The sequence below is a fragment of the Aliinostoc sp. HNIBRCY26 genome (genome assembly GCF_050235535.1).
Lineage (GTDB): Bacteria > Cyanobacteriota > Cyanobacteriia > Cyanobacteriales > Nostocaceae > Trichormus.
The window spans coordinates 5,391,647-5,416,642 of the sequence record NZ_CP189852.1 but is presented as its reverse complement, the minus strand read 5'-3'; the positions used below and the strand labels follow the sequence as shown (position 1 = coordinate 5,416,642).

Annotated in this window: 14 protein-coding genes; 7 read left to right on the top strand and 7 right to left on the bottom strand. The window is 39.7% G+C overall.

The window, feature by feature from the left end:
• Positions 1–2,457 carry a WD40 repeat domain-containing protein gene (locus ACQFX9_RS22965; protein WP_427158761.1) on the top strand — a complete coding sequence of 819 codons (2,457 nt, stop codon included), beginning with the start codon at positions 1–3 and terminating at the stop codon, positions 2,455–2,457.
• 5 nt (positions 2,458–2,462) lie between these two features.
• Positions 2,463–3,533 carry an ATP-binding protein gene (locus ACQFX9_RS22960; RefSeq protein WP_427158759.1) on the top strand — a complete coding sequence of 357 codons (1,071 nt, stop codon included), beginning with the start codon at positions 2,463–2,465 and terminating at the stop codon, positions 3,531–3,533.
• An 866-nt stretch (positions 3,534–4,399) separates the two neighbouring features.
• On the opposite strand, the gene ACQFX9_RS22955 is transcribed toward ACQFX9_RS22960, so the two are convergent.
• Positions 4,400–8,389, bottom strand: coding sequence for a response regulator (locus ACQFX9_RS22955; protein ID WP_427158757.1), 3,990 nt, complete (start codon positions 8,387–8,389; stop codon positions 4,400–4,402).
• 571 nt (positions 8,390–8,960) lie between these two features.
• Here ACQFX9_RS22955 and hisD point away from each other — a divergent pair.
• Positions 8,961–10,256: a histidinol dehydrogenase gene (hisD, locus tag ACQFX9_RS22950; protein WP_427158755.1), complete on the top strand. Its 1,296-nt coding sequence runs from the start codon at positions 8,961–8,963 to the stop codon at positions 10,254–10,256.
• 213 nt (positions 10,257–10,469) lie between these two features.
• Here hisD and ACQFX9_RS22945 read toward each other — a convergent pair whose 3' ends face one another.
• Positions 10,470–14,417: a beta-propeller domain-containing protein gene (locus ACQFX9_RS22945; RefSeq protein ID WP_427158754.1), complete on the bottom strand. Its 3,948-nt coding sequence runs from the start codon at positions 14,415–14,417 to the stop codon at positions 10,470–10,472.
• Between the two features lie 215 nt (positions 14,418–14,632).
• Complete coding sequence (locus ACQFX9_RS22940; RefSeq protein WP_427158753.1) at positions 14,633–15,838, bottom strand: hypothetical protein; 1,206 nt, start codon at positions 15,836–15,838, stop codon at positions 14,633–14,635.
• Positions 15,839–16,029: 191 nt separating this feature from the next.
• Here ACQFX9_RS22940 and ACQFX9_RS22935 point away from each other — a divergent pair, with 191 nt between their 5' ends.
• Entirely contained in the window at positions 16,030–16,380 is a 351-nt protein-coding gene (locus ACQFX9_RS22935) for a hypothetical protein (RefSeq protein WP_427158751.1), read from the top strand.
• A gap of 116 nt (positions 16,381–16,496) precedes the next feature.
• Complete coding sequence (locus ACQFX9_RS22930) at positions 16,497–16,904, top strand: hypothetical protein (protein ID WP_427158749.1); 408 nt, start codon at positions 16,497–16,499, stop codon at positions 16,902–16,904.
• 82 nt (positions 16,905–16,986) lie between these two features.
• On the opposite strand, the gene ACQFX9_RS22925 is transcribed toward ACQFX9_RS22930, so the two are convergent.
• From ACQFX9_RS22925 to ACQFX9_RS22915, 3 genes are all read right to left on the bottom strand, one after another.
• Positions 16,987–18,216: an HD domain-containing phosphohydrolase gene (locus tag ACQFX9_RS22925; RefSeq protein ID WP_427158747.1), complete on the bottom strand. Its 1,230-nt coding sequence runs from the start codon at positions 18,214–18,216 to the stop codon at positions 16,987–16,989.
• Between the two features lie 554 nt (positions 18,217–18,770).
• Positions 18,771–19,673 carry a tRNA (5-methylaminomethyl-2-thiouridine)(34)-methyltransferase MnmD gene (locus ACQFX9_RS22920; RefSeq protein WP_427158746.1) on the bottom strand — a complete coding sequence of 301 codons (903 nt, stop codon included), beginning with the start codon at positions 19,671–19,673 and terminating at the stop codon, positions 18,771–18,773.
• 15 nt (positions 19,674–19,688) lie between these two features.
• Entirely contained in the window at positions 19,689–20,696 is a 1,008-nt protein-coding gene (locus ACQFX9_RS22915) for an alpha/beta hydrolase family protein (RefSeq protein WP_427158745.1), read from the bottom strand.
• 147 nt (positions 20,697–20,843) lie between these two features.
• Here ACQFX9_RS22915 and ACQFX9_RS22910 point away from each other — a divergent pair, with 147 nt between their 5' ends.
• The gene (locus ACQFX9_RS22910) at positions 20,844–21,662 is read left to right on the top strand and encodes a sulfurtransferase (protein WP_427158744.1); all 819 of its coding nucleotides are present in this window, start codon (positions 20,844–20,846) and stop codon (positions 21,660–21,662) included.
• A gap of 469 nt (positions 21,663–22,131) precedes the next feature.
• On the opposite strand, the gene ACQFX9_RS22905 is transcribed toward ACQFX9_RS22910, so the two are convergent.
• On the bottom strand, positions 22,132–23,376 hold the full coding sequence (locus ACQFX9_RS22905) for a hypothetical protein (protein WP_427158742.1): 1,245 nt from the start codon (positions 23,374–23,376) through the stop codon (positions 22,132–22,134).
• 287 nt (positions 23,377–23,663) lie between these two features.
• Here ACQFX9_RS22905 and ACQFX9_RS22900 point away from each other — a divergent pair, with 287 nt between their 5' ends.
• Complete coding sequence (locus ACQFX9_RS22900; RefSeq protein WP_427158741.1) at positions 23,664–24,989, top strand: FecR domain-containing protein; 1,326 nt, start codon at positions 23,664–23,666, stop codon at positions 24,987–24,989.
• Positions 24,990–24,996: the final 7 nt, after the last annotated feature.

The following is a 24,996-nucleotide window of genomic DNA, read 5'->3' as shown; positions in this document are numbered from 1 at the left end:
ATGATGGAAATTGCCACTAAGTTAGCCTCAAAATCTGCCGAATTTAAAAATTTGTTTTTAGCTCAATTTCCCGAACAACAATTAAAAGCAGGAAACTCGAAGAATTATTATCAGACTCTAACAGACTTTGATTTTATTTTTCTGAAAATTCAATATCCTAAATTGGGAATAGAAACATTGATTAGGGATTATTCTTTGATTGATAATCCAGAGATATTAGAGAGCATAGAGGAAGAAGAGAAACTTTATGCTGAACAAATCAAAACCCTGAAATTAATTCAACGTACCTTACAGTTATCAGCCCATATTTTAAATCAAGATCCAAATCAATTAGTAGGACAGTTATGGGGGAGGTTGCAGAGTTTTATCGAACCAGAAATTCAAAAAGTATTGACAGATGCACTACAAAGTAGAAATGAAAACCTCCAAATTTACCCGATGACAGCCAGTTTAACCACTCCAGGGGGAAACCTGCTGCGTACTCTCAAAGGTCATAAAGATTCGGTAAATGCAGTAGCAATCTCCCCAGATAGTCAAACAGCCGTTTCTGCTTCAAATGACAATACTTTGAAACTGTGGGATTTGTGGACAGGAGGGGAAATCTTTACCCTGAGAGGTCATAAAGATTCGGTAAATGCAGTAGCAATTACCCTGGATGGAAGAACAGTCGTTTCTGCTTCTAGTGATAACACACTGAAATTATGGGATGTGGAAACAGGAAGGGAAATCTTTACTCTGACAGGTCATAAAGACTCGGTAAATAAAGTAGCAATTACCCCGGATGGAAAAACAGCTGTTTCTGTTTCTAATAGTCTGGAATTGTGGACTTTGAAGCTATGGGATTTGGAGACGGGGAGGGAAATTTCTACCCTGAGAGGTCATAAAGACTCGGTAAATGGAGTAGCAATTACGCCGGATGGAAAAACAGCTGTTTCTGTTTCTAGCGATAACACACTGAAGCTGTGGGATTTGGAAACGGGAAGAGATTTTTCTTCTCTAAGAAGTCATCTAAAAATTTTGAAGCTCTGGGATTTGGAGACGGGGAGAGAAATTTCTACATTGAGAGGTCATAAAGACTCGGTAAATGGAGTTGTAATTACTCCAGATGGAAAAACAGTAGTATCTGCTTCTAGTGATAACACACTGAAACTGTGGGATTTGGAGACGGGGAGAGAAATTTCTACATTGAGAGGTCATAAAGACTCAGTAACAGCAATCGCAATTACCTCAGATGGAAAAACAGTAGTTTCTGCTTCTAGTGATAACACGCTGAAACTGTGGGATTTGGAAACGGGAAGAGATATCTCTACCTTGCGAGGACATAATAATCCGGTAACAGCAGTAGCAATTACCCCAGATGGAAAAACCATTGTTTCTGTTTCTAATAACCTGAAATTGTGGGATTTGGAGACAAAAAAAGAAATCTCTACCCTGAAAGGTCACAATAATCCGGTAACAGCAGTAGCGATCGCCCCAGATGGTCAAACAGTCGTTTCTGCTTCTAGTGACAACACCCTGAAACTGTGGACACTAAAACTGTGGACATTAAAACTGTGGAATATGGAGACGAGAAGGGAAATTTTTACCCTGAGAGGTCATAATAATTCAGTAACAGCAGTAGCCATCACACCAGATGGAAAAAAAGCCGTTTCTGTTTCTAATAACTTGAAATTGTGGAATTTGAAAACAGGATGGCAAATCTCTACTCTAAGATGTCATAGAAGTTTAATAAATGGAGTAGCTATCACACCAGATAGTAAGAGTGTTGTTTCTGGTTCTGCTGACAATACCCTGAAACTATGGGATTTGGAGACAGGAAAGGAAATGTCTACTTTTACCGGTCATCAAGACTCGGTAAATGGAGTAGCTATCACACCAGATGGTAAGAGTGCTGTTTCTGGTTCTGCTGACAACACCTTGAAACTATGGGATTTGCAGATAGGAAAGGAAATCTCTACTTTTACTGGTCATCAAGACTCGGTAAATGTAGTAGCTATCACACCAGATGGTAAAAGTGCTGTTTCTGGCTCTGCTGACAACACCCTGAAACTATGGGATTTGGAGACAGGAAAGGAAATTTCTACTTTTACTGGTCATCAAGACTCGGTAAATGGAATAGCTATCACACCAGATGGTAAGAGTGTTGTTTCTGGCTCTGCTGACAACACCCTGAAACTATGGGATTTGGAGACAGGAAAGGAAATCTCTACTTTTACGGGTCATAAAGACTCGGTAAATGGAATAGCTATCACACCAGATGGTAAGAGTGCTATTTCTGTTTCTAGTGACAATACTCTTAAACTATGGGATTTGGAGGCAGAAAGGCAAATCTCTACTTTTACTGGTGAAAGTCCTATATATTGCTGTGTAATTTCTCCAGATGATCTGACGATTGTAGCAGGAGAACAATCAGGACGTGTTCATTTTCTCTGTTTAAAAGGAAATTTTTTGAAATGAAATCTATGACTCCTAATCCAATCAATTTCCCCAGATATCCCTTAAATTTTAAGCAAATAATTACTACTAAAAATCATAATTTTGTTGGTCGTAAATTTGTATTCCATGCTATCAATAACTTTCTTCATCAATCTGACAGAGGCTACTTTACTATTATCGGTGAGCCTGGTATTGGTAAAAGTGCAATTCTTGCTCATTATGTCACCCAAAATCCCGGTGTTGTTTATTACAATGTAGAAATTGTAGGGGATAACACTGAAGAATTTCTCAGTATAATTTGCACTCAATTAATAGAAATTGCCCAAAATCAAGGTAGTGAATATCCAACTGTCAACTTTTCTAATTTTACTAACCAGAACAGCGATATTTTCTGGTTATTACTGCAACAAATTAGTGATAGATTGCATCCAGAACAGCGTTTAATTATTACTATTGATGGTTGCGATATGATTGATGTTAAAAATCAAGTATGTGGCTCCAATATTTTATATTTACCTCGCTATTTGCCAGAAAACGTTTATTTTATTCTTGCTCGCCGCCCTTTTATAAAAGATAAATCAGGATTATTAACTGAAACCCCGATGCAATCTTTAGATTTATCAGACTATGTGGAAGAAAATCGTGCTGATGCTCAAGAATATATTAAAATTTATTTAAATTATGATGGTAATATTCAAGGAGATAAATTATTAACAAAAATTGGTGATCATGAAATAAATTTTATGTATATCAACGAAATGTTAACAGTAACAAATGATCAGATTTACTCTGATAACTTACAGAAATACTATCAAAGTCATTTTAAAAAGATGAATTTATCGGTTATTAAACAGCAAACAATAGCTTTAGATGTCTTAAATATGTTAGTTCAGGAGCAATCAATCTCAACAGAAGTGATAGCAGCCAAATTAGATATAGATGAATACGAAATCAAAGTAATTTTAGATAAGTGGCGAGAATTTTTACATTTAGAATTAAAAGTAGCAAAAATTTTCTATAGAGTTTATCATGCTAATTTTCATGATTGGTTAAAGCAACAAATTAAAAAAAATCTAAATTTTGATTCAAGTATATAGGACTCATATTTGATTTCTGAGAAAAACTCCGTACACTTTTGTTCTTTTGTTCCTTCTTACTTCCTGTTCCCCGTTCCCGTTCGGCTGACGCTCACGGCGGAAGCCTGTTCCCTTCCTACACAAATGATTTCAGGAATCAAAGCGGATTCTTATATAGGACTTACGTACTCTATAAAATAACTATCTTGTGCCTCAAAGTAAATACTTTATTTCAGGCTTTTCTAATCACCTCAAATTGAGAACCATCGCTAAAATCTTATTGAAAAATCTAGCTATCAGTCTTGAAAACTCTACCTGTTATTTTTAAGGGACTTCCAGATAAAAAAATATCCAAACTGTAGGGTGCGTCAGTATGAATAATCTCTTGGTATAGTTAGGTTTTATTGCACTGACGCACCCTACTAATACCAATTCACGAAAAACCTGATACAGATGTAAACCCTGAAAGCTTTGCTGCATCTAAGTTTTTTAATTGCGAATTGCGAATTGCGAATTGTGAATTGGTATAAGCTGTTTATTTGGGATAATTTATTTTTTGGTGTTCCCTAACTTTCTGTCAAGGCGTAAGTCGTAGAGTCCTATAGTTTTGTTAGGAATAGATTTTTGTTGGGTTGATGTGAAAAGAAAAGAGAGACTATCGTCAAGATGGGGAGTGGGGGGCTGATCACCCCAATCCCTAGTCCCTGGAAAGAATCGATGTCTTTAGTATAAAATCAAACTTATCAATAATTGATAATCATGATATATCTACGGATGACACTGCGGTAATTATCGAAGAGTATCTAACTGTAGATGATTTTATTCATCTCATCAAACAACTTCATCAGGGTGTTTCTACTGCCTACAATTTGGGTGTAGTTTACTACTTATCTATTGCTCACAAGGCTTTGAAGAGCATAGACAACGTTTTTATATTCACTTTCTAGCTGATCAACCAGACTAGATAGTCTCTCTAAGGTTTGTGTCCTAGCTAAATCTTCTATGGCAGCGCAGATTTTGCCTAGATTGACTGCGCCGATACTAACACTAGGCGATCGCAAAGCATGAGATGCTTTTTGCAACTGATCACGTTCTCCTGCCGCTACGGCTTCCCTAATGGTGTGTATTCTGGCTGGGGTATCTTCTAGGTAGATTTGGATGATATCTATAATCATGTTATCGGCTTCACTATCCGCAATTTGGCGTAAATAGTCTAAGGTTTTGAGGTCAATTACTGACTCTACAGGGGGATAATGAGGAGAACAAACGCAGTCAACTGTGCTGCTATAGGATTCTTGATTTGTGGATGTAGAAGGAAAGATATTCTCTTCCATTGGCTGTGTAACTTGTTCCATCACATTTGATGCTCTTTTTGCAACTTGATAATGTTCGTAACCAAACTTTTTGAGGACAGCTTCTAAAGCTTCCACACTAATGGGTTTACTGATGTAATCATTCATCCCCGCCATCAAACACTGTTGACAATCTTCTGGGCGTGCATGGGCTGTCATGGCGATAATCCAAGGTTGGACTGTGGGAGAAAAATCTGCGCGAATGCGATGAGTGGTTTCCCAACCATCCATTTCCGGCATTTGGATGTCCATAAACACCACATCATAGATTTGTCTTTGTAAAGCTTCTAAAGCTTCACAGCCATTATTAGCTACATCTACGCGATAACCCAAGCGATGCAGCATTTTGATCGCAATTTTTTGGTTGACTAACACATCCTCAACTAGCAGAATTTTAAATGGTAAAGTTTCTGCTAATTGATGAGCAATATTTGGCAGATTTGATTTGGGTAATCGGGAGTACGAAGGAAGGACATCTGGGGAATTTGACTGTTTTATCCAGCTACGACGCACAATTTGTAAGAGTGTGTTGTGTAGCTGATACTGTCTGACGGGTTTTTGCAGAAATGCTGTAAACTCTGCTGCTATTTGTTGGACTTCTAAGGTTTGTTTTCCCTTAGAACTCAACATTACTAAAGGTAAATTTTGGTATCTGGGTAAGGCGCGAATTTTGGTTATGAGGTTGAGGCTTGTAATGTTGGGACTATCAATATCTACGATAGCCAGACTCAAAGGTGTCTCCTCCCACAAACAACACAAAGCTGTAGTTTGAGAATCGACGATTTGGACGGATAATCCTAAAGTTTGCAGTTGTAAACTCAGACATTGACGCAAGTTAGCGTTACCTACCGCCAGTAGGATGCGTCTCCCCACTAATTCTGGATCAAAGTCAGAGTCCGTATCAGTATTGTGGGTTGGGATTGGTAAAAGGGCTGTGAAGTGAAATTTAGATCCCTTGTCTATTTCACTTTCTGCCCACATTCTACCACCCATGATTTCGCACAAACGCTTACTGATAGCTAGTCCTAAACCAGTACCACCATAACGCCTAGTCATGGAAGCATCTACCTGACTAAAGGGCTTGAACAGTCGGTGTAGGCGATCGCTGGGTATTCCAATCCCTGTATCTTTAACGGTAAACTGCCACTCATATTGATAGCGAATTAACGGACGTGCCGCGATCGCCAGTACAATTTCCCCTTCATTGGTAAATTTGACGGCGTTACTGACTAAATTCCAGAGAATTTGACGCAAGCGGGTAATATCACCAATAATCTGTGTGGGGGTATCTGATGCTAGTTGATACATCAGTTCAATTCCCTTGGAAGCAGCTTGCGGTGCTAATAAATCTAAAACCTCTTCGACGCAGGTACGTAAATCAAAAGGCTGTGCTTCTAACTCTAAGTTGCCAGATTCAATTTTAGAAAAGTCGAGAATATCATTGATGATGGTTAACAGTGCATTGCCACTGTTACGAATAGTTTCGACATAATCTAATTGCTCAGGTTCTAGGATGGTATCTAAAAGTAATCCAGTCATCCCGATGATGGCATTCATGGGGGTGCGGATTTCATGACTCATGGTAGCCAGGAAGTTACTTTTAGCTATGTTGGCGGTTTCTGCTGCTTGCTTGGCTAGGTTCAGTTCTTCGTTTTGTCGTGCTAACAGTTGAGTTTGTTGACTGGCTTGAGATAGTAATTGGGCTTGATGCAAAGCAATACCCATTTGATCAGCTAGGTGTTTGAGTAAATCCAGTTCTAGTTCTGTCCATTGTCTGGGGCGATCGCATTGGTGGGCAATTAATAAACCCCACAAATCATCCCGCACTAAAATCGGGACGATGAGATTGGCTTTGACTTGAAATTGTTTTAAGAATTCTACATGGCAAAATTGCAATCCGGCTTGCTCTATATCACTAATTGTGGTGATATTACCGTCCCGATACCATTCAATAAATCCTTTCTTCAGACAAGGATCATTAATATCTTGATCCAGAGTGACTGACCATCCAGGAACAACAGCTTCCTGTACCACTTTACCAGACCCATCAGAGTTGATTTGAAAAATCAGGACGCGATCGGCCTGCAAAATCTTCTGCACTTCTGTGACTGTTGTCTGAAGAATTTTTTCTAGTTTTAAAGACTGTCGAATTTCTTCAGTAATTTGCTTTAATAGCAAGGCGCGTTGATATTGCTGCTTTAGTTCTGCCTCGGCTTGTTTGCGTTCGGTGATGTCTAAATGTGTTCCCACCATTCTCAAAGCTTTTCCGTGGGCATCACTGCTGACTAACTTACCCCTATCTAGAATCCATTTCCATTCCCCAGACTTAGATAGTAGACGGATTTCCGCTTCATATACTGGGGTTTCTCCACAAAGATGGGCTTTGAGTTGTTGTTGCATTCGGGGTAAATCTTCTGGATGAACCAACCGATTTCGCAGATTAATTCCTGTTGCTTCCATCTCATTGAGGGTATAACCAAGCATGGTAAAGCAGCGTGAACTGCGATAAATTTCTCCAGTTACTAGATTCCAATCCCAAATTCCTTCAGCTACAGCATCTAGAGCGAGTTTTAACCTCTCTTCACTTAATTTCACCGCATTTTCTGATTTTTTGCGCTGGGTAACATCCCGATATTTCCACAAATGAGCATATAGGTGATTATCCAGAACAATGGGAATATAGTCTTGTTCTAAAATGCGTCCGTCTTGTAAATGCCATTCTTGATTGAGAACGATTTGATCTTGGTTAATTACTTCATGGAGATGGCGCGTAAATTCCTCTGGTTGAGTAAAAAGGTGTTTACTGTTCTCAGATATCTGTTGATAGTTCTGACCTCGTAAGGTTGCTGGTGATTGGGAAATATTAAATTGCCGGCAAAATTCCTGATTTGTCAACAAAACCTGTCTATTTTCATCCTCTAATAAGATGCCTACTTGTAAGCTTTCAATTAGTTTACTGAATAATAAGACCGTAGCGCGTAATTCTGCTTGTTGAGATTTTAGTTGAGAGGTGAGTTTTTGGGCATCTGTCAAGGCAGTATTTTGTGCCTGCAATAAAAAGAGATTATCTAAAACAGAGTCGTATAAAGGAAAATCGTTAATGCTCAAACCTAAATTTCTCAAATCAGCAATATCAGTGATGTGAGGAGAAGCTAGGAACAAAAGTAAATCAGATGCTTCCAGATACAACATTTGTCCTTTAAATTGGACTTCTTGGTGTTGGGGTTGCAACAGAAACAGCGATCGCGATCGCGCCTTCATTGCCTCAAAGTTCACCAGGCGGTTAGGACGATGAATTTGGAAGTGTTCCGTTAAGGAATTACCAATTAATGATATAGGTGCAAAAATCCGTTGAATCTTTTCACTCGCCTGCACAATCTTCATATCGCGATTGATTAACAAATGAAAGGGAAACAACGTCACAAATTGTTCATATGTCAGACTCAATTTTCCAATATCATCACTTATATCAGTATTTATAGAGTAGGGACTAATCGATATTAATTGTTTCAATTCAGTATTCATACGCACATCAAGTAGTTTTGCAAAAACAAGTTTTTCGTTGATGAAAATCTCAGTATTTACAAGTATTTGTAGATAATATTTTTCTTTTTTAAATCAGTGAAAACTAATAAGTTAGATGCACAATAATACTGATTTTCATCGAGTCATTTATCAATACTTCTATCTTGTACGATAAAATTTAAATGTCAATTGTGATCATACAGTTGAGACATAATATCTACTGGTATATGTGACTAAAAATATTAGTCATTCCATATAAATTGATTACTTAATTATTGTCTATATTTTGGGTAAGAATACCCTTGTTGTCAGAATTATTTTTCATAATACGATAAGGGTGATATTTACCCTTGAGAAAATCAGATATCTTGCCATTAATTATTCATGCAACAAAGACTGATTAATAAGTAAACTTAATCAGATCAGAATCTTCAAATTCATATTTGACTTTTGAACAACTCCGCACAATTCTAAAGTCCCCATTCACCATTCCCTGTCACGAAACGCTCCCAGCGTTCTACACTAAATATTGTCCCTGCTGCCAGCCAGCACTAGCTCAGAGAAACTGTCCATGCAACTTCTGAAAACAACCGACAAAGACTTTACCGCCAAATTCCAAGCCCTTGTAAATGACCGCCGGGAAGCAACAGTTGATGTTAGTGGTACAGTGCATAACATTCTCACTGATGTCAAAGTGCGCGGTGATGCCGCAGTTAAGGAATACACCAGTCGGTTTGACCATTTCAACCCTGAATCATTACGTTTAAGTGCAACCTTCATTGCGGAACAAGCTGCTAAATGTCCACCAGAAGTTATAGCCGCTTTAGAATTAGCGGCTGAACGCATCGGTGCCTTTCACAGTAAGCAACTACCCCAGGATATCGGTTACACAGACACCGTAGGCGTAAAACTCGGTTTAAATTGGGTAGCTTTGTCCCAAGTTGGGATTTACGTCCCTGGAGGACGCGCCAGTTATCCTAGTTCTGTACTGATGAATGCCCTACCAGCTAAAATCGCAGGTGTGGAACGCATCGTGATGACCGTACCCATGCCTCGTGGGGAAATCAATCCCGCAGTTTTAGCGGCGGCGCAAGTGGCTGGTGTCACGGAAATATATAGTATTGGTGGGGCGCAAGCAATAGCAGCCCTCGCCTATGGTACAGAAAGCATTACCCCTGTAGATAAGATTGTCGGCCCTGGTAATGCTTATGTAGCGGAAGCTAAACGTCAAGTATTCGGTACTGTGGGTATAGATAGCATCGCCGGGCCTTCTGAAATTTTAGTGGTTGCAGATGCTCAAAACCACCCCGAATGGATAGCATGGGATTTACTCTCACAAGCAGAACACGACCCCAGCGCACAGTCCATTTTAATTACTGACTCAGAAAGCTTTGCTCAACAAGTCATCGCCGCCATTGAACAAGTAATTCCCCAACTATCCACCAAAGAAGCAGCTAGCACTAGTTGGCAAAAACACGGCGCAGTAATTATTGTGGAGGATTTAGCAGATAGTATCCCCTTACTTAATCAACTAGCTCCCGAACACGTAGAATTGTGCGTAGATCATCCCCAACTACTCGCCAGTCGAATTAAATGTGCTGGTAGTATGTTTTTGGGACGTTACACCCCAGAAGCCATCGGTGATTATTTAGGTGGCCCTAATCATGTTCTGCCTACATCCCGTTCTGCCCGTTTTGCTTCCGGTTTGAGTGTTTATGATTTTCTCAAACGCATTACCTATTTAGAATGCAATCAAGCTGCACTACAGGAAGTTGGTAACGCTGCTGTCACCTTAGCCACAGCCGAAGGTTTACCTGCTCATGCTGGGAGTGTGGCTATACGCCTAAAATCAAATTCTGCGGTTTAAGGGACTTCCAACTAAAAAAATATACAATCGCTGTGGTGAGCAGGGGGGCAGGGAGCAGGGAGCAGGGGGAAAAATCAAAATCTTCTCTCGGAAATTGGATAATTTATTTTCTGGAAGTCCCTAAAGAAAAAGAATAAGAAGTTTGTAGTGAGGACTTTAGTCCTCACTACAAACTATTTGAACTACAGAACAAGACCAGATTTTCAGATACTTTTAAACCTGTTCTCTAGTGTACTTACAAGCTATTACCCAGCGACGCATTAATTCTACTGTATAAAGATATTGTTCACCATGACTTTTAATTACATCGTGGCGTTGTAATGTTACTAAAGCCGCTTCTACTTCCTGTAAACTTAAACCTGTAGAATTAATAATGTCAGTTAATGATAAACTCTGCCGACTGAGCGACTGTAAAATGTCAACTTGACCAGGAGGTTGGCTTTTTGCAGATTGTACCCAAACCCCATTAAAATAGGCGTTGCCATCCCGATAAAATTCTGGTGTATTAATGACAGTTTCTACATCAACAGATGTAAATCTTTTTTCTCTTTCTACACCTAATTCAAATGTTTGCCTATTGAAATAGGTAACTAAACTATGCCCAATTAATTGTAATAAATATGGTTGTCCGTTAGTCAGTTGAATAATCATTTCAACGGCTGCTGGTTCATAATCAAGATTAAAATCCTCAGAAGGTTGGACAATTAAACGCTCTGCGGCTTGAGGAGAAATGAAACTAATGGGAATAGCTGTCACACTGCCAAATAGAGGATGCCAATAGTCTTGAGTCATTTCTTGTAAAGTATGTAAGCCAGCAAAAGCGATGATTAACCAAGAGTAAGTTTGAATTAATCCTCTTAAAAAATCTAGGAAGCGTGGCTCTAAATAATTTTCAGCAATTAGCTGTTCGATTAATTCAAATTCATCGATGGTGATGATAAATCGCTTTTCACCTCTGACTTGATTAATTTGTTTTAAAAAACGGTCAAGTGCAGTATAAGGATTATATGCAAAAAAGCGTTCTGCTTGTGGTTCTCCTAATTGTAATTGCTGCTCAGGGAGAAGAACATCATAAATTGATAACGCCAAATTATAAATTAATTCTCCTGTACTAAATACCATGCCCACCCGTTGCATATTAAAGTCTACTATTACGGTATTGGCTCCCAATCTGGGATGTAAATTCCGTAGAATAGACGATTTACCCATCCGGCGATGACCGTAGAGAATGACTGACGGACACTGACCTGCTACTGTCCATAGTTCTTCTAAACGGCGCATAATGTCTTCTCGTCCGACAAAAACTTTACCTGTGACGGGATTACCAATTACATAGGGGTTAGTTATTGGTTGGGTGATTTCTAAAAACCCAAATTTCCCGCTAGCTTCAGTGAGAAAGGGTCGCCACTGCTGAATAATTCGCCGCAGTAGGGATTTTTCCGGTGTGACTACTTCTGTCAGAATATATCTATCAAGGTCATCTAGATTTTTACTTGCACGGGCTAAAGCAGCTAGTTTATTGACTCGACTAGTTGCAGTTTGGTATGTAGCCACTTCCGCGCCGACTTTTCCCAGTTCAGCCAGTGCAATTAACACCGGAAGACGAATAGCTGTGTCAACGGGAGTCAATACAGAGACTGCGGATACAGCCTGGGGTAATTCTGATATTTGCGTGTAAGCTAAAAATTTTACCAATGCAGCAAATGAATGAGCGATTTCTGCACCATCTTGATAATTTATGATGTCTGTATATGTTTGCTGATGTGCAGATACATCAAATTTTTCCCCTTCATCTAGCAGTTGGTAAAGCGTGGCTGCAAAGCAAGTGAGTGGGGTTTGGTGATGGTTGCGTAAATATTGGGTGAGTTTCCAAATGCAGCGTTCTGCTTGCTGGTTAAACCAATCACTGCTGCAATTTACCCACTTTCCACCTAATTCACCTAATAGAACTTGTCCAGTAGTGGGGAATTTTTGCCAATCTTGCTGGCTGACTGGTGGGTAAATATAGGTTTCCCAGTCGGGATGGGTTAATAAATGATAGAGAAAACGGAGTGGTGCAACTTGTTGATGTAAGTATGTGTGTAGTGCTTGTTGAGCAATAGCCCTTTGAAATGGATTACTCGCAACTTCCCTGAGTAACTGTAAACCTTTAACTTCATTTTGCTGCCAACGTTGGGTAATGATGCGTTTTGTGAATGGTAGTGGTAGCACAATTAATTCGTCCCATTCCACAGGATGCTTACCTGTGCTGAATTGACTGTGTAAGGCGAGGAGCAAATAAATAGGGTGAAAAACTAACCGAGAACTGCTCAGTATACTGATAATGCCAGAAACAATCCCGTAGGCGATCGCAATCACTATACTACCGCCTAAACTGACGAAAATCCTAGTCAATAAATCAGAACTACTCGCAGATATCGGCATAACATCTGCTGTTACTCCCAGAAAAATAGCAAACGTGCTTGTAAATAATATTACTCCACCAACCACGCCGAACGCCTTACGACTAGCTACACCACCCGCCATTACCAAAGGAAGTAATCGGGTGTAAAATCCCAGTTTCACCAAGACAAACAGGGAATTGGGTACTACACCATAGAGTGGCGAGAGGAAATACCACAATGGCGAAACATAGGGGAGTATAATTACACCCAACACACCACCAATCAACGCACCCATACAACCAAACGTCGCCACACTGGTGGCTAAAATTAACGGTATGGTCAATAACCCACTCATCACCATGATGACCATGAGTAAGTATTCCAGATGAGCTAAATGTAAGTGGTGTAATAGTTGATTGACTCGGTGGAGTTTAATTCCCTGTCGCCAATCTAAAAACTGGGGAACGGTGCTTGTAGCGGTAAAATAGATGATCTTGTTACCGTCTGATGTTAGTCCCAATAACTTCACGGCTTCACCATTCCCTCTGATGGTGCGTAGTTCTTGACCTGTGTTAATATCCCAAACTTTGATAGTTTGATCATCAGAGGCAGAAATAACTGTAGAATTATCGGGAGTAATGACCACTGCATTCACCCCTGATTTATGCCCGAAAAGAGTGCGTAATTCTTTACCAGTATGAATATCCCAAACTTTAATAGTTGCATCCCTAGAGGCAGAGATAGCGGTAGAATTATCGGGAGTAATTGCGATCGCTCTCACCCCTGACTGATGACCAGCAAGAGTGTGTAATAGCTGACCAGTATTGATATCCCAGACTTTAACAGTTGCATCCTCAGAAGCAGAAATCACTGTAGAATTATCAGGAGTAATGACCACTGCATTCACCCCTGACTGATGACCTAAAAGGGTGTGTAATATCTGACCAGTATTAATATCCCAGATTTTCACAGTTGCATCCTCAGAGGCAGAGATAGCTGTCAGATTATTGGATGCTATGCTGACTGCATTCACAACTTGAGTATGTCCTGCTAGAGTATGCAAAAACTTGCCTGTTTCCCAATCCCAAACTTTCAAAGTTCCAGTTTCCACACTCTGGATTTTATTATTGAGGTGGCGATGATGAATATGTACATGAAAAGTCTTCTCTAAATAGGGAATCATCTCCCACAAATAAGAATCAAAAGATGTATTGTTAGTTAAACCAGTAATTACATAACGCTTTTGTGGATTTGCACTTACAGCAACTGCACTCACGCCTTTAGCACCACTATGCCAAATTAACTGTTCTCGCCAGTGTGTATTATCTAAGGTATCGGCATTGCTATTGAGTACAGCCGCAATATTACTAGGCAAAATAGGTAAAGAAGGTTTGTAATTAAAATTCCAAAGTCTCACAGTTCCATCAGAGGAAGCTGAAACTGCAAATTCACTTTGAGGAATCACCGCGACTCCATTGACTTGATTTTTATGCGCTAATACTTCTTGAGGAATCACCAACGATATAACTAACACACAAAAAAACGTAATTACTAACAACGTCATCCCGTAGAGGTGACGATATACACAGATGCGCCACAAACGCCATACACGACGCAAACCTTGAGTACAATAAACTTCTGGTGCAGCTTGATAAAGATAACAATTCAAAGCTGTAGGACGAAAATAAACCCAGTAAGCCAGCAACCCATAATGAATGGGGTTGAATGGATGCAAATAAGGGGGAATTTTGCCATAAAACTGAGGAAATTTAGGCATAGTCAATGGTCAATGGTCAATGGTCAATGGTCAATAGTCATTAGTCATTAGTCAATAGTCATTAGTCATTAGTCATTACTCATTACTCATTACTCATTACTCATTACTCATTACTCAGCACTCAGCACGGGCTAAACGCCCCGCTACCGCTAACAGCACTCATTACTCGTTACTTATTACTTATTACTCATTACTCATTACTTATTACTCAGCACTCAGCACTCATTACTCAGGACATAACGCATATATAAATTACTAGCAGCGACTTGTAACCGTGCTGGATGTCCTTGACTTTGTACAAATAATTCTCGGATTTCTTCCTCACAAAAATTTACACCTGTTCCTTGCAAACGTTGAACAATAAAAGCTCGTACAATCTCCTCAGAAAACGGTTTCACATCCAAGGAACGACATATCCCCGCTAATGGTGAATCTAACTCAGGTGTGTCTGGGAACAAGCGCGCCAAGGGTGTTCTACTTGCAATTACTAACTTTAAAGGTGCATTACCACCATCGGCTAATCCCCGTAATTGACTTCGCACCCGTTTAGTAAAACCATCCCATGTCATTTTTTCCATCTCATCTAAACACAGGACGTAACGCTTACCATGTAAGGCGCGTGTCAATTGAAACCCACGACATAAGGGGATTTTTAAAGCTTCTTCGCACAAAGCTTCATAAAACTCATCCTCATTATCTACCCATTGTAAATTTAAGTACGCATACTTAGTTTCATCCAAGTTACTGTGATTGCATACCCATTCGACCGCTTGATGGGAAATTCTATGCAAAATTGATGATTTACCAATCTGGGATTCACCAACTAGCGAAATGTTTACCCCTTTGCTCAATTCTTCAAAAATTTGACGTAAAAGTTCTTCCCTGTCAAAAAAACGACTTGCATCGGTGATACAACCTACATCACCGAAGGGGTTAGCCATCACTGGCGAATTAGTAAATAATCTGGTCAAATGTTGTTTAATATCATGTTGCCAATTTACAGCCGCAATTTGTTGTTTAGATTTTTCTGGTTGGCGACTTTCCCATACTTGTGCAAACATTTCCAGGTTTTTGGCGGTTTTTTTTGACCACAGTGTTAACGTAAAACGCCAATCTTCCGAACCCCTATCTTTTAAACGATGGTCTTCCAAAATACCCAGATAGTCTTCCATGCGCTTCAAGGCTTCCTTAATTTGAGCCTTGCTGAGTTTACCTTCATATTGGTCTTGCTGTGTCAATTGCTCTAAAAACCTCAGCTTAGTATCAATTAACAGCTTGGGGTGGGGGAAATCTGCTTCCGACCATTTGCATTGAATATCTTGATTTCCCTGATTTAAATTGTCTAAGGCAAAAGTCAGTAATGCTTCTAACAGGCGCAAAGCTCTAGTTTTAACTTGTAACCCAAAGGTGGCTCTAGGCATTTTCTCACACCATCGGTCTCCGCAAAAAAGTTAGGGGTTGGGTAGTATAACCCCTAATTTTAACCTACCCCTAACTCCACTGATCCGTGTAATTTCTAGGGGTATCATCGATTTCACAGCCATCCTTGATTGTGTGTACTACCCCTAAGCGAACCTAATTTACATAACGGTTCACATAAGTTTAGAGGTGCATGATGATTCCCAACAATACTTTAGTCACATCTCGATTTGCAGTTGCTCAAGTTCAAAAACCAGCTCAACCGATAACCCGAATAGGCAAACTTTTCGCTACTACTTTCACATCAGGATTACTTTTATTTTTCATCTCTCCTTTACCTAGTATGGCTGAAAATGTGGTAGTGGCGACAGTCCAGGAAAAGACTACAGAACTGACTAAAAAATGTCAGGAAAAATATGGTTTAAATTCTGAGCATCCTGACAAAGCAGCATTAAAAAAATGTCTAGCAAGAGTGCTGAAAGCTTGCAAGCGTCATACTAATGGTAATGCGGAATTATGCAAGCAGTGGATGAAAGACGCATAAGTTTTCACTCCATTTAAACTGGCGTTTATTTATGGTATTTCCTATTTTCCTGAGATAAGAAATCATCTGGTTTTAAATTTATTACTTTGTAGTCTCAAACAATTTTAAGGATCATTATGATTTCCCAAAATTCCCTCGTAAAATCTGGCTCTCTAATTTCACTACTTTTGGGAGTTACCACCCTGAGTTTTATATTACCTACAAATCAAGTTGTGGCGTTAGGTAGTTGTAAAAATGTGGAATTAACATTTAAAAATGGTACAAATCAGCAAATTAGCATCCCTAAAGATGGACACAGAGTCAAAAATAAAGGTAGTGTTGAAGGCTGGAATCAGCTTGTGCTAGGTGCGTCGAAAAGCAATTTGCAGGCTGGGGATAGTTGGTCAAATACACTGAAGCTGAATATTAAGTGTGTGACTGATGCTGAATTTGAAATTAAATGGTCTGATAATAATGGAGACCACTTTAGCAATTTTACAAGTGTAAATATTAGTGATCAAAAAGCTAAATTTACACTGAAGTAAAGCCTGAAATTACATTAATCATAAGTTTATTGGCGGTTAGCTGTTTGTAGTTAACCGCCAATATTCAATAGTGGACATTAACTTAGTGGGATTCACACGAGAGAATAAATTCAGCAAACTGCTGCATGAGTTCGGGGTTGCGCCATCCAGAATCAGTTTCATCGAGCATGATACATAATGCTTCTTCGGGAGTGAACGCTTTTTTATAGGGACGTTCACTAGTTAAAGCATCGTAAATATCAATAATTTGGAATACTTGAGCAATGTAGGGAATTTCATTTCCCTTTAAACCATCGGGATAACCTGAACCATCCCAGCGTTCATGATGATGGCGAATGATGGGAATTACACCTTGCATACTGCGTAATGGTTGGCAAATTTTTTCTCCAATCATTACGTGTTGCTTCATAATTTCCCAATCTTCAGGGGTGAGTTCGCCTTGTTTGAGTAGAACTGCGTCAGGTATTCCTACTTTACCGATATCGTGAAGATAACCACCCCATCCTAAATCCCGAATTTGGCAACGGGGGAGATTGAGATATTCTCCAAAAACTTGACCGATCTTAGCTAGTCGTTCACAATGGTCGCCAGTATTGGGGTCACGACTTTCCACAGCTCTAGCGATGGAAAATAGTGCTTGTTCTGCGTGGTCTAAATCTTCATTTAGACGTTTCTGGCGGACTAGGGATTTGACGCGCGCTACTAGTTCTACTCGGTCGAAGGGTTTGCTTAAAAAGTCATCTGCTCCGACTTCAATGCCTTGAATGCGCGATCGCCTGTCGTTTAATGCTGTAATGAAAATTACAGGGATTAATCTCGTGTTTTCTTCCTGCTTAATTAATTGACAGACTTCAAATCCATCCATCCCAGGCATCATTACATCTAGTAAAACTAGATCAGGTTGCTGTTGTTTGACCATTTCCACAGCTATGTAACCACTTTCTGCCTCAATGACCGTATAGCCTTCTAGCGATAGTAAGGCAACAGCAGTCATTCTACTAGCTGTGTGATCATCAACCACTAATACTTTTGGCGGATCGGAATCAAAACTCCTCACTGGGAAAGTAGCAGTATTGATAGTTTTGGGAATTAAGCCGTCATAATCTGAGTTGCGATTAGTGTTGAGCCAAGAGTTCGATTTTTGGCTTTTTGTAACCATAAAATCTTCTTTGGAGATATCCAGAGAATAATTATCTACTTTCTGCACTTTTGGGTTGTGGTTTGAGCTATTATCATTTACTTGAATAGGGGCTGGAGACCCACTCAAATTTTGTTCAGTAGAGCCTGTGTATTTTCTACTCCTTTCAATCACAGAAGCACCCCAATCCTCTAAAAAATTAATAGCTTTTTAAGTTCCACATTGAATGTGATTGGCTAGTTATATCTAACGTGATCTTCCTCACACATTTTCAGTACCACAACAAAATGCTTGCCTAATATGCACAAATACTTACACTTTATGAGGAGTTAGAATTAACTTAATATAATCTCTCTGCTTCCTATTCAAGTATGATGAATTTGAAGCAATGTTAAATCAGGTTTTTTACTGAGATTTTTATTCATAATCAACTCATGAAAATTAATCTTTGTCCAAATTTTGCCGAATGTCTAGTTATAAATCAGCAAATTGAGGTTGTTTTTTACTGTTAACTAATAAATTCCAGTATTTTTATCCATAAATTTTAGTCAGTTGATCAATTAACCCTAACAATACATTGATATACAAAAATTCTGTATATCACAATACAGAAGATAAACTTGCTTACTCAGGCTATCACTACAATAGCAATAAACCAGCAAAATTTGTTAAAAATTTTACATTTCACCTAAAATACAGCACTCAATTATTGTGGGGATGTTGGGTGACTAAGAGTTATTACCAAATGACCAGCGTTTTCGCCAACGAGAAGTAGGTTCTAGAGAGCTATTTTGTTGTTCTTGCTGTCGTCGTTGCAAGATCACAGCAGCTGAATCATGCAATTGTGGATCACGGTAGGGAATAGCTGCGCGAGTAAGTAGATGTTCTTTCTCAGATGGAGATAGGGGAGGAAGTGCAGGGTGAGGTGCGGATTGATCACCTTGAATATAGGCGGCTACTGTACCAGGCGATCGCCTACCCACTGGTGCAGTTGAGCCAATTTGTAATCCCGCTAAAATTAAAGCTGTACGTACAGACGCAGCACAAGAATAAGTTGCTAAGACACCATCAGCGTGTAAACACAGAGCCACTTGTTGGATAAATTCAACCGTCCATAGTTGAGGACACTGAGGAGGTGAAAAGGGGTCTAAAAAAATTGCATCGGCGGTAAAACCAGATTGATTCACAATCTGAATTGCGTCTCTAGCATCACCAATAAATAATTTTGCCTGGAGACGGTTGGTATTTACCTGTTGCTCAAAAGCTAGCTGAGTCAAAATCTCAGTATGTTCATAATCCCAGTTGTCTAAAACATGATGAGCGATCGCTGCTTGTGGTACAGCTGGATTAAGTTCTAAACCAATTAATTCCACATAGCAATCGGGATTGACTGCCCAAATCGTCTGCAAAGCTGCGGCTGTGTTGTATCCTAGACCGTAACAAACATCTAATAAACGCACGACAGGTTTTTGAGCAGCCACAGCTAATTGAGTCGGACTGACAAATTTTAAAAAACTTTCTTGCTTGGCTCCAAAATGGCTATGAAAAGCTTCCCCAAAGGCTTGGGAGAAGAATGTCAAAGAACCATCGGCTGTCCTCTGGGGAGTAAAATTATTTTCTAATTCTGACATTCAAATTACTTCAATTCACTTTGTTAACAGCTGGTTTAACTCCGTTTCTGTAATCGTGATCTTAGTGCTACTTTTGTTATCCTGAAGAATCTTTTTTGCTAACAACTGCGTTGTGGGGGAGAGGACACTAAAATGATCTGTACCTTTTACTAGATGAAATTGAACTAAGGGGTTGCGTGAGTTGCGAGCCAGCGATCGCAGTGAGTCGGCATTTCCTGGTTGTTCTTCGCCTTCAAAAACAAAAACAGGACGTTGGATTGATTGTATCCAACGTTGTGGTGCGCGGAGTTCAAATTCTTGTTCATTGGACTGATCAAAAGGAAGATATTCGTCATCGTAGTTTCTGACATCTTCCACAGGCCCAAAAGAAAATATAGCTCGAAATCTCTGAGTTGATTCAGCCACCAGCAATGCTAGAGTCCCACCAGTGCTATGTCCTCCTAGATATATCCTTTGAGGATCAACAAAGTCTTGTTTAGCAAGATAATCCGCAGCTGCTAGCACATCATCTACTTCCCCAAAAAACCCTTCCCTGACACCAGGATTCTTGTTACCACCACGCAGTGAAGGATACATGATGACAATTCCAGCTTGAGGAAATGCGCTAGCCGTTTGATCGTTCTCTGGTGGTGCGTTGCGGAAAAAACCATCATCAATTGTGTTGTAGTCTCCACCCGAAATCCAGATGATAGCAGGAAAACGTTGACCCTGTTGCGGTGGCTTACTTATATAAGCTGCTAGTTTGCCTACCTTCGCATCATAGTAGACAATGCGGGCTAGTTGGGCTGGTGGTTCGGGAACGATTTTACTTGCAGACTCTTGGCGAATGAGTTTGGTTTGAAAGCCGCGTCTGGCTTCTGTTAAAGTCACCCCTTTGTCTGCATTGGGGCGAAAACCATCCACCATGTTACCTATACGGATGGTATTCTGTTGTGGGGTAGTTGTCTCTGATTTTTGTTGTGGCGGCGCATCACAACTAATAACTAAAAACCCCATTAATATTGCGAAGAGTATCTTATTCACCGCATTTTTCCACAACTCTCAAATTTGGCATTAGTATAACTTGTGCTAGCCACAAAAGGTATAAATTGTATCTTAAAATTTAGACGGCATTGAAACCGCTATCAAAAAGTTGAGACTACTATTTAGTAAAGGAATAATTAATCAGTAATGACTAATGTTCAGTTTGTTGTTTCGTCATCTTGGCTAATACAACACTTGCATGATCCACAGGTTGTAATTGTAGATTGTCGCTTTTCTTTAGCTGACCCACAACTAGGACGTAATCAGTACCAAGCTAGTCACATAGAGGGTGCTTATTACTTGGATTTAAATTTGGATCTTTCCAGTCCTGTAGGTGAACACGGGGGAAGACATCCTTTACCAGAACCTCAAGAATTAGCTGAGAAATTAGCAGCTATGGGGGTAGAGTTTCAAAAAACTTTAGTCGTTGCTTACGATGATTCGCGCTTGGCTTTTGCTGCGCGTCTTTGGTGGTTGTTACGTTATTTAGGTCATGAACAAGTGGCTGTTTTAGATGGTGGTTTTAGCCAATGGGAAAAGGCTGGCTATCCAGTGACAGATGTGATTCCTTTACCTCAAACAGCTAGCTTTATCCCTGAAGTGCGAACAGAGTTAGTAGTAGATCGGGAAGTTGTGAAAAATCGTAAAGATTTACCGAATGTGGTTTTGATAGATTCGAGAGAAGGCGATCGCTATCGTGGTGAACGAGAACCAACTGATAAAATTGCTGGTCATATTCCCGGTGCAGTTAATTATTATTGGATGGAAGTGACCGATGCTTCAGGCTCTTTAATTCCCATCACTGAACATCAAAAACGCTGGCAACAAGTAGAATCATCAGAAGAAATTCTAGTTTATTGCGGTTCTGGTGTCACTGCTTGTGCAAACTTGCTGTCTTTAGAATTAGCTGGTATTCACACCGGTAAGCTTTACGCCGGTAGCTGGAGTGATTGGATTAGTTATTAGTTTGGGGACTGGGGATTGGGGACTGGGGACTGGGGACTGGGTAGAGGTTGTTTATCGAAACAGTGCTGAGTAATGAGTGCTGAGTAATGAGTAATGAGTGCTGAGTGCTGAGTGCTGTTAGCAGTAGCGTGGCGTTTAAGTAGAACGGTGTAAATATTTCAAGGTTTGTAGTGTACCCCTCCGGGGAAGCAAGCTACGCGCAAGCGTCTCGTAGAGAGGACTTTAGTCCTCTGATAAGGACTGAAGTCCTTACTACGAACTAGATTCCAATCTTTTTACATTCCTTCACATAGTTTGGTTTTTTCAAGTCGTTCTACTTAGTCGCTGCTGTTAGCGAAAGCGGAGCATTGAGCAGCGTGCTGAAAGAATAGTAAATACTACCTTGTCTCCCTTGTCTCAGTCCCCAGTCCCCAGTCCCCAATCCCCAGTCCCCAGTCCCCAATCCCCAATCCCCAATCCCCGCTAACACCTAAAATTCACCTAATAACAAATTGTAATTTACGCTAAAAAACCAGCTATCAAAGTCAATGTTTGTGGCTGTGGAATCACCAAGGCTAAAACCAGATTGCATATTTATTCGGCTAGATTTAGAGAAACGATAGCTTAAATGTGTAAATATTCGATAGGCTTGATCATGGCGATCGCGTTCTGTAAAATCTGAAATGCTCATCTGGTAATTTAAACCAACCTCCAAGGGTTTTTGTATTTGGTAATTCAACGATAACCATAAGTAATTGACTAAACGACTACGGCTATCAGGGTCGGCTAAATTCCAGCTAAATTCATATACACTATCTAGTGCGAGTCTTTTTGTGAGGGGGTCTCTTCTTCCCAAGGATAGGCGCAGGGATTGTTCATTTAAGAAGCGATCGCCGGATGTAAATATGTCGCTATTATTGGCATAAAATAATTGTTGATTACTCCAACTAATTTCACCAAACATTCGCCGCGATAATTGCTGGTAAATACCCAGATTAAACCTCAATTGATTGTAATTAAATTTTGATTGATCTACATAACGAATTAGATTTCCCTCAATTGAGCCGTTAATAAAAGTTTGTTTCCCCAAGGGAAAATATGCAGAAGATAACCTCAGTCCATAAAATAACAAACCATCATCTATAGGAGAATCTTCTGAGGAAAATATATTATTAGTCTGAAAATAACCAATCCGCGCCTGTAAAGAACCTATAGGTTTAAACTTAGGAATAGGACGTTCTAACTCTGGGGGTTGTGGTTGTTCTATTGGTGCGGCTGTTAAAGGTCTAGGTCGCACTCTCAACCCTAACTCGCGCACATTATCAGATTCAGAATTTGACTGACTATTCTCTCTTAGCCTTTGCCTTAATCTTTCTAGTCTCTCTAATCTTTCATTATTATTTTGTTGTGGTGATTCCAACAATTGTTCTAACGGTTTTGGTGAAGTCTGAGGAAATTCATTAGGCTGAGTTTCTAGTTGTGGTGGTTCATTAGTCTGTGGGATAGGATTAGAATCTGGCGTTGATGTCGATTCCGATTTACCCCCTTGATTTTCTGGTTGTTCAAGAGTAGCTTGAGCCAACTGACTGGTCATAATCTGAGATTGTTCACCAGAATCTGCATTTACTCTAGTGCTATCACTACATAAACCAATAACTGCTAACAAAATCGTGATTGCAAAACTTTGCCAGCCATAAGTTTGCATCTTATTGTGGGTGAGTTCAGTTAATTTCACTTTATACTGACGATTCAAGTGTATCGGAAATCGTTATCCAGAATATCAGCTTACGAGTCACGATGCGTAAAACCTGCGTGTGATCAACAGGGAAACGTTCCTTTTTCTTTTTAGTTAGATACTCTGATATTTGTGAAGAAATATTTAGATAATGTGTAGCATAAATTATGTGGATTTTACGCACACCACTGATAAAAGTTATAGAATTAACGAGTTGGTGTATTTAAATCTCCAGTTCTGTTTGGTAATCAGTGGAATATTGGTATAGTTTTTACTAATTGGATAATATGCGATTTAAATTCTCTTTGTGGTTGGCAACTAGTTTATGGGGGGTGGTCATACCCATAATTGCGACACAGCAGGCTCACGCTAGCACCCCTTTGACTCGTGCAGAAATTCAAAGCCTACGTAATTTTGTGCAGCTGCTACAAAGAAGTACCAGGAGTAAAAGACCAGCCAAGCGCGCCGATACTATCATTCCTGGTGATGGTATATCCACTGGTAGAGCGTCTTTAGCCGATTTACGTTTTAATGATGGTTCTCTAGCCAGAATTGGAGAACAAGCAATTTTTCAATTCTTACCTAGAACGCGCAACTTTAGATTGTCCAACGGTACTGCATTACTGTTGATTCCACCAGGAAGAGGTAAAACACAGATTCAAACCCCCAGCGCAACAGCAGCCATTCGGGGTTCGGCGTTGTTCGTCCGTTATGATGAACAAACAGATACTACTGTGATTGGTGCATTAACTAACAGTGGGATTGTTGTTTCTAACAAAGATGGTTCACAAGCTCAAGAACTGCAAGCTGGACAGCTGATAGTTGTAGTCCAAGGTAGGTTTCAAGGATTATATGATTTTGACCTACAAAATTTTTATCAAACCAGCGATTTAGTACAAGGATTAGATTTAACTAGACAAAATCTTACATCTTCCACAGACCCAGCGATCGCCAGTGTTCAAGCAGAAGTAGTTGCAGCTTTAGCAGGACAAACACCTCTGAGTGGTCAAGATATCATTGAAAATCCTACTTTTTTAGAGTTAACTGCTAATTCCGGTAGTAATGACCAATCGACTGATTTAACTGCTAACTCTAATAACTCTTCTTCAATGGATTCTTTTTTCGACACGGGAGAAATTTTATTTAAGAATGCTCACGATTTAGCTAATAGAAACGATAACGGGGCTGTTGTAGAAAATAACGTTGTTGCTATTCCCGTTATTACACCCACTATCCCTGTCACCACGATAAATATTAATGTTGAGCCAATCGTCACTGAAGTAGTGACTCAACCAACCACTACACAACCATCTACTACACCAGAAATTATTCAGGTCACTAATACACCTGTAGTTACTCAAGAGACTAATCAACAGGAAACTATTCAGAACACTAACCCACAAGAAACCATTCAGAACACTAATCCACAGGAAACTATTCAGAACACTAACCCACAGGAAACCATTCAGAACACTAATCAACAAGAAACCATTCAAATCACTAATCAACAGGAAACTATTCAGAACACTAACACACAGGAAACAATTCAAATCATCAATACACAAGGAGCAACCACAACGGGTATAAATTTACAGAACACCATTGAGAGATAAACAAACT

Bases quoted from the DNA above. Each gene is read 5' to 3' on its own strand.
- ACQFX9_RS22965 (WP_427158761.1), top strand. From the start codon at position 1: ATGATGGAAATTGCCACTAAGTTAGCCTCAAAATCTGCCGAATTTAAA.
- ACQFX9_RS22960 (WP_427158759.1), top strand. From the start codon at position 2,463: ATGACTCCTAATCCAATCAATTTCCCCAGATATCCCTTAAATTTTAAG.
- ACQFX9_RS22955 (WP_427158757.1), bottom strand. From the start codon at position 8,389: ATGAATACTGAATTGAAACAATTAATATCGATTAGTCCCTACTCTATA.
- hisD (WP_427158755.1), top strand. From the start codon at position 8,961: ATGCAACTTCTGAAAACAACCGACAAAGACTTTACCGCCAAATTCCAA.
- ACQFX9_RS22945 (WP_427158754.1), bottom strand. From the start codon at position 14,417: ATGCCTAAATTTCCTCAGTTTTATGGCAAAATTCCCCCTTATTTGCAT.
- ACQFX9_RS22940 (WP_427158753.1), bottom strand. From the start codon at position 15,838: ATGCCTAGAGCCACCTTTGGGTTACAAGTTAAAACTAGAGCTTTGCGC.
- ACQFX9_RS22935 (WP_427158751.1), top strand. From the start codon at position 16,030: ATGATGATTCCCAACAATACTTTAGTCACATCTCGATTTGCAGTTGCT.
- ACQFX9_RS22930 (WP_427158749.1), top strand. From the start codon at position 16,497: ATGATTTCCCAAAATTCCCTCGTAAAATCTGGCTCTCTAATTTCACTA.
- ACQFX9_RS22920 (WP_427158746.1), bottom strand. From the start codon at position 19,673: ATGTCAGAATTAGAAAATAATTTTACTCCCCAGAGGACAGCCGATGGT.
- ACQFX9_RS22910 (WP_427158744.1), top strand. From the start codon at position 20,844: ATGACTAATGTTCAGTTTGTTGTTTCGTCATCTTGGCTAATACAACAC.
- ACQFX9_RS22900 (WP_427158741.1), top strand. From the start codon at position 23,664: ATGCGATTTAAATTCTCTTTGTGGTTGGCAACTAGTTTATGGGGGGTG.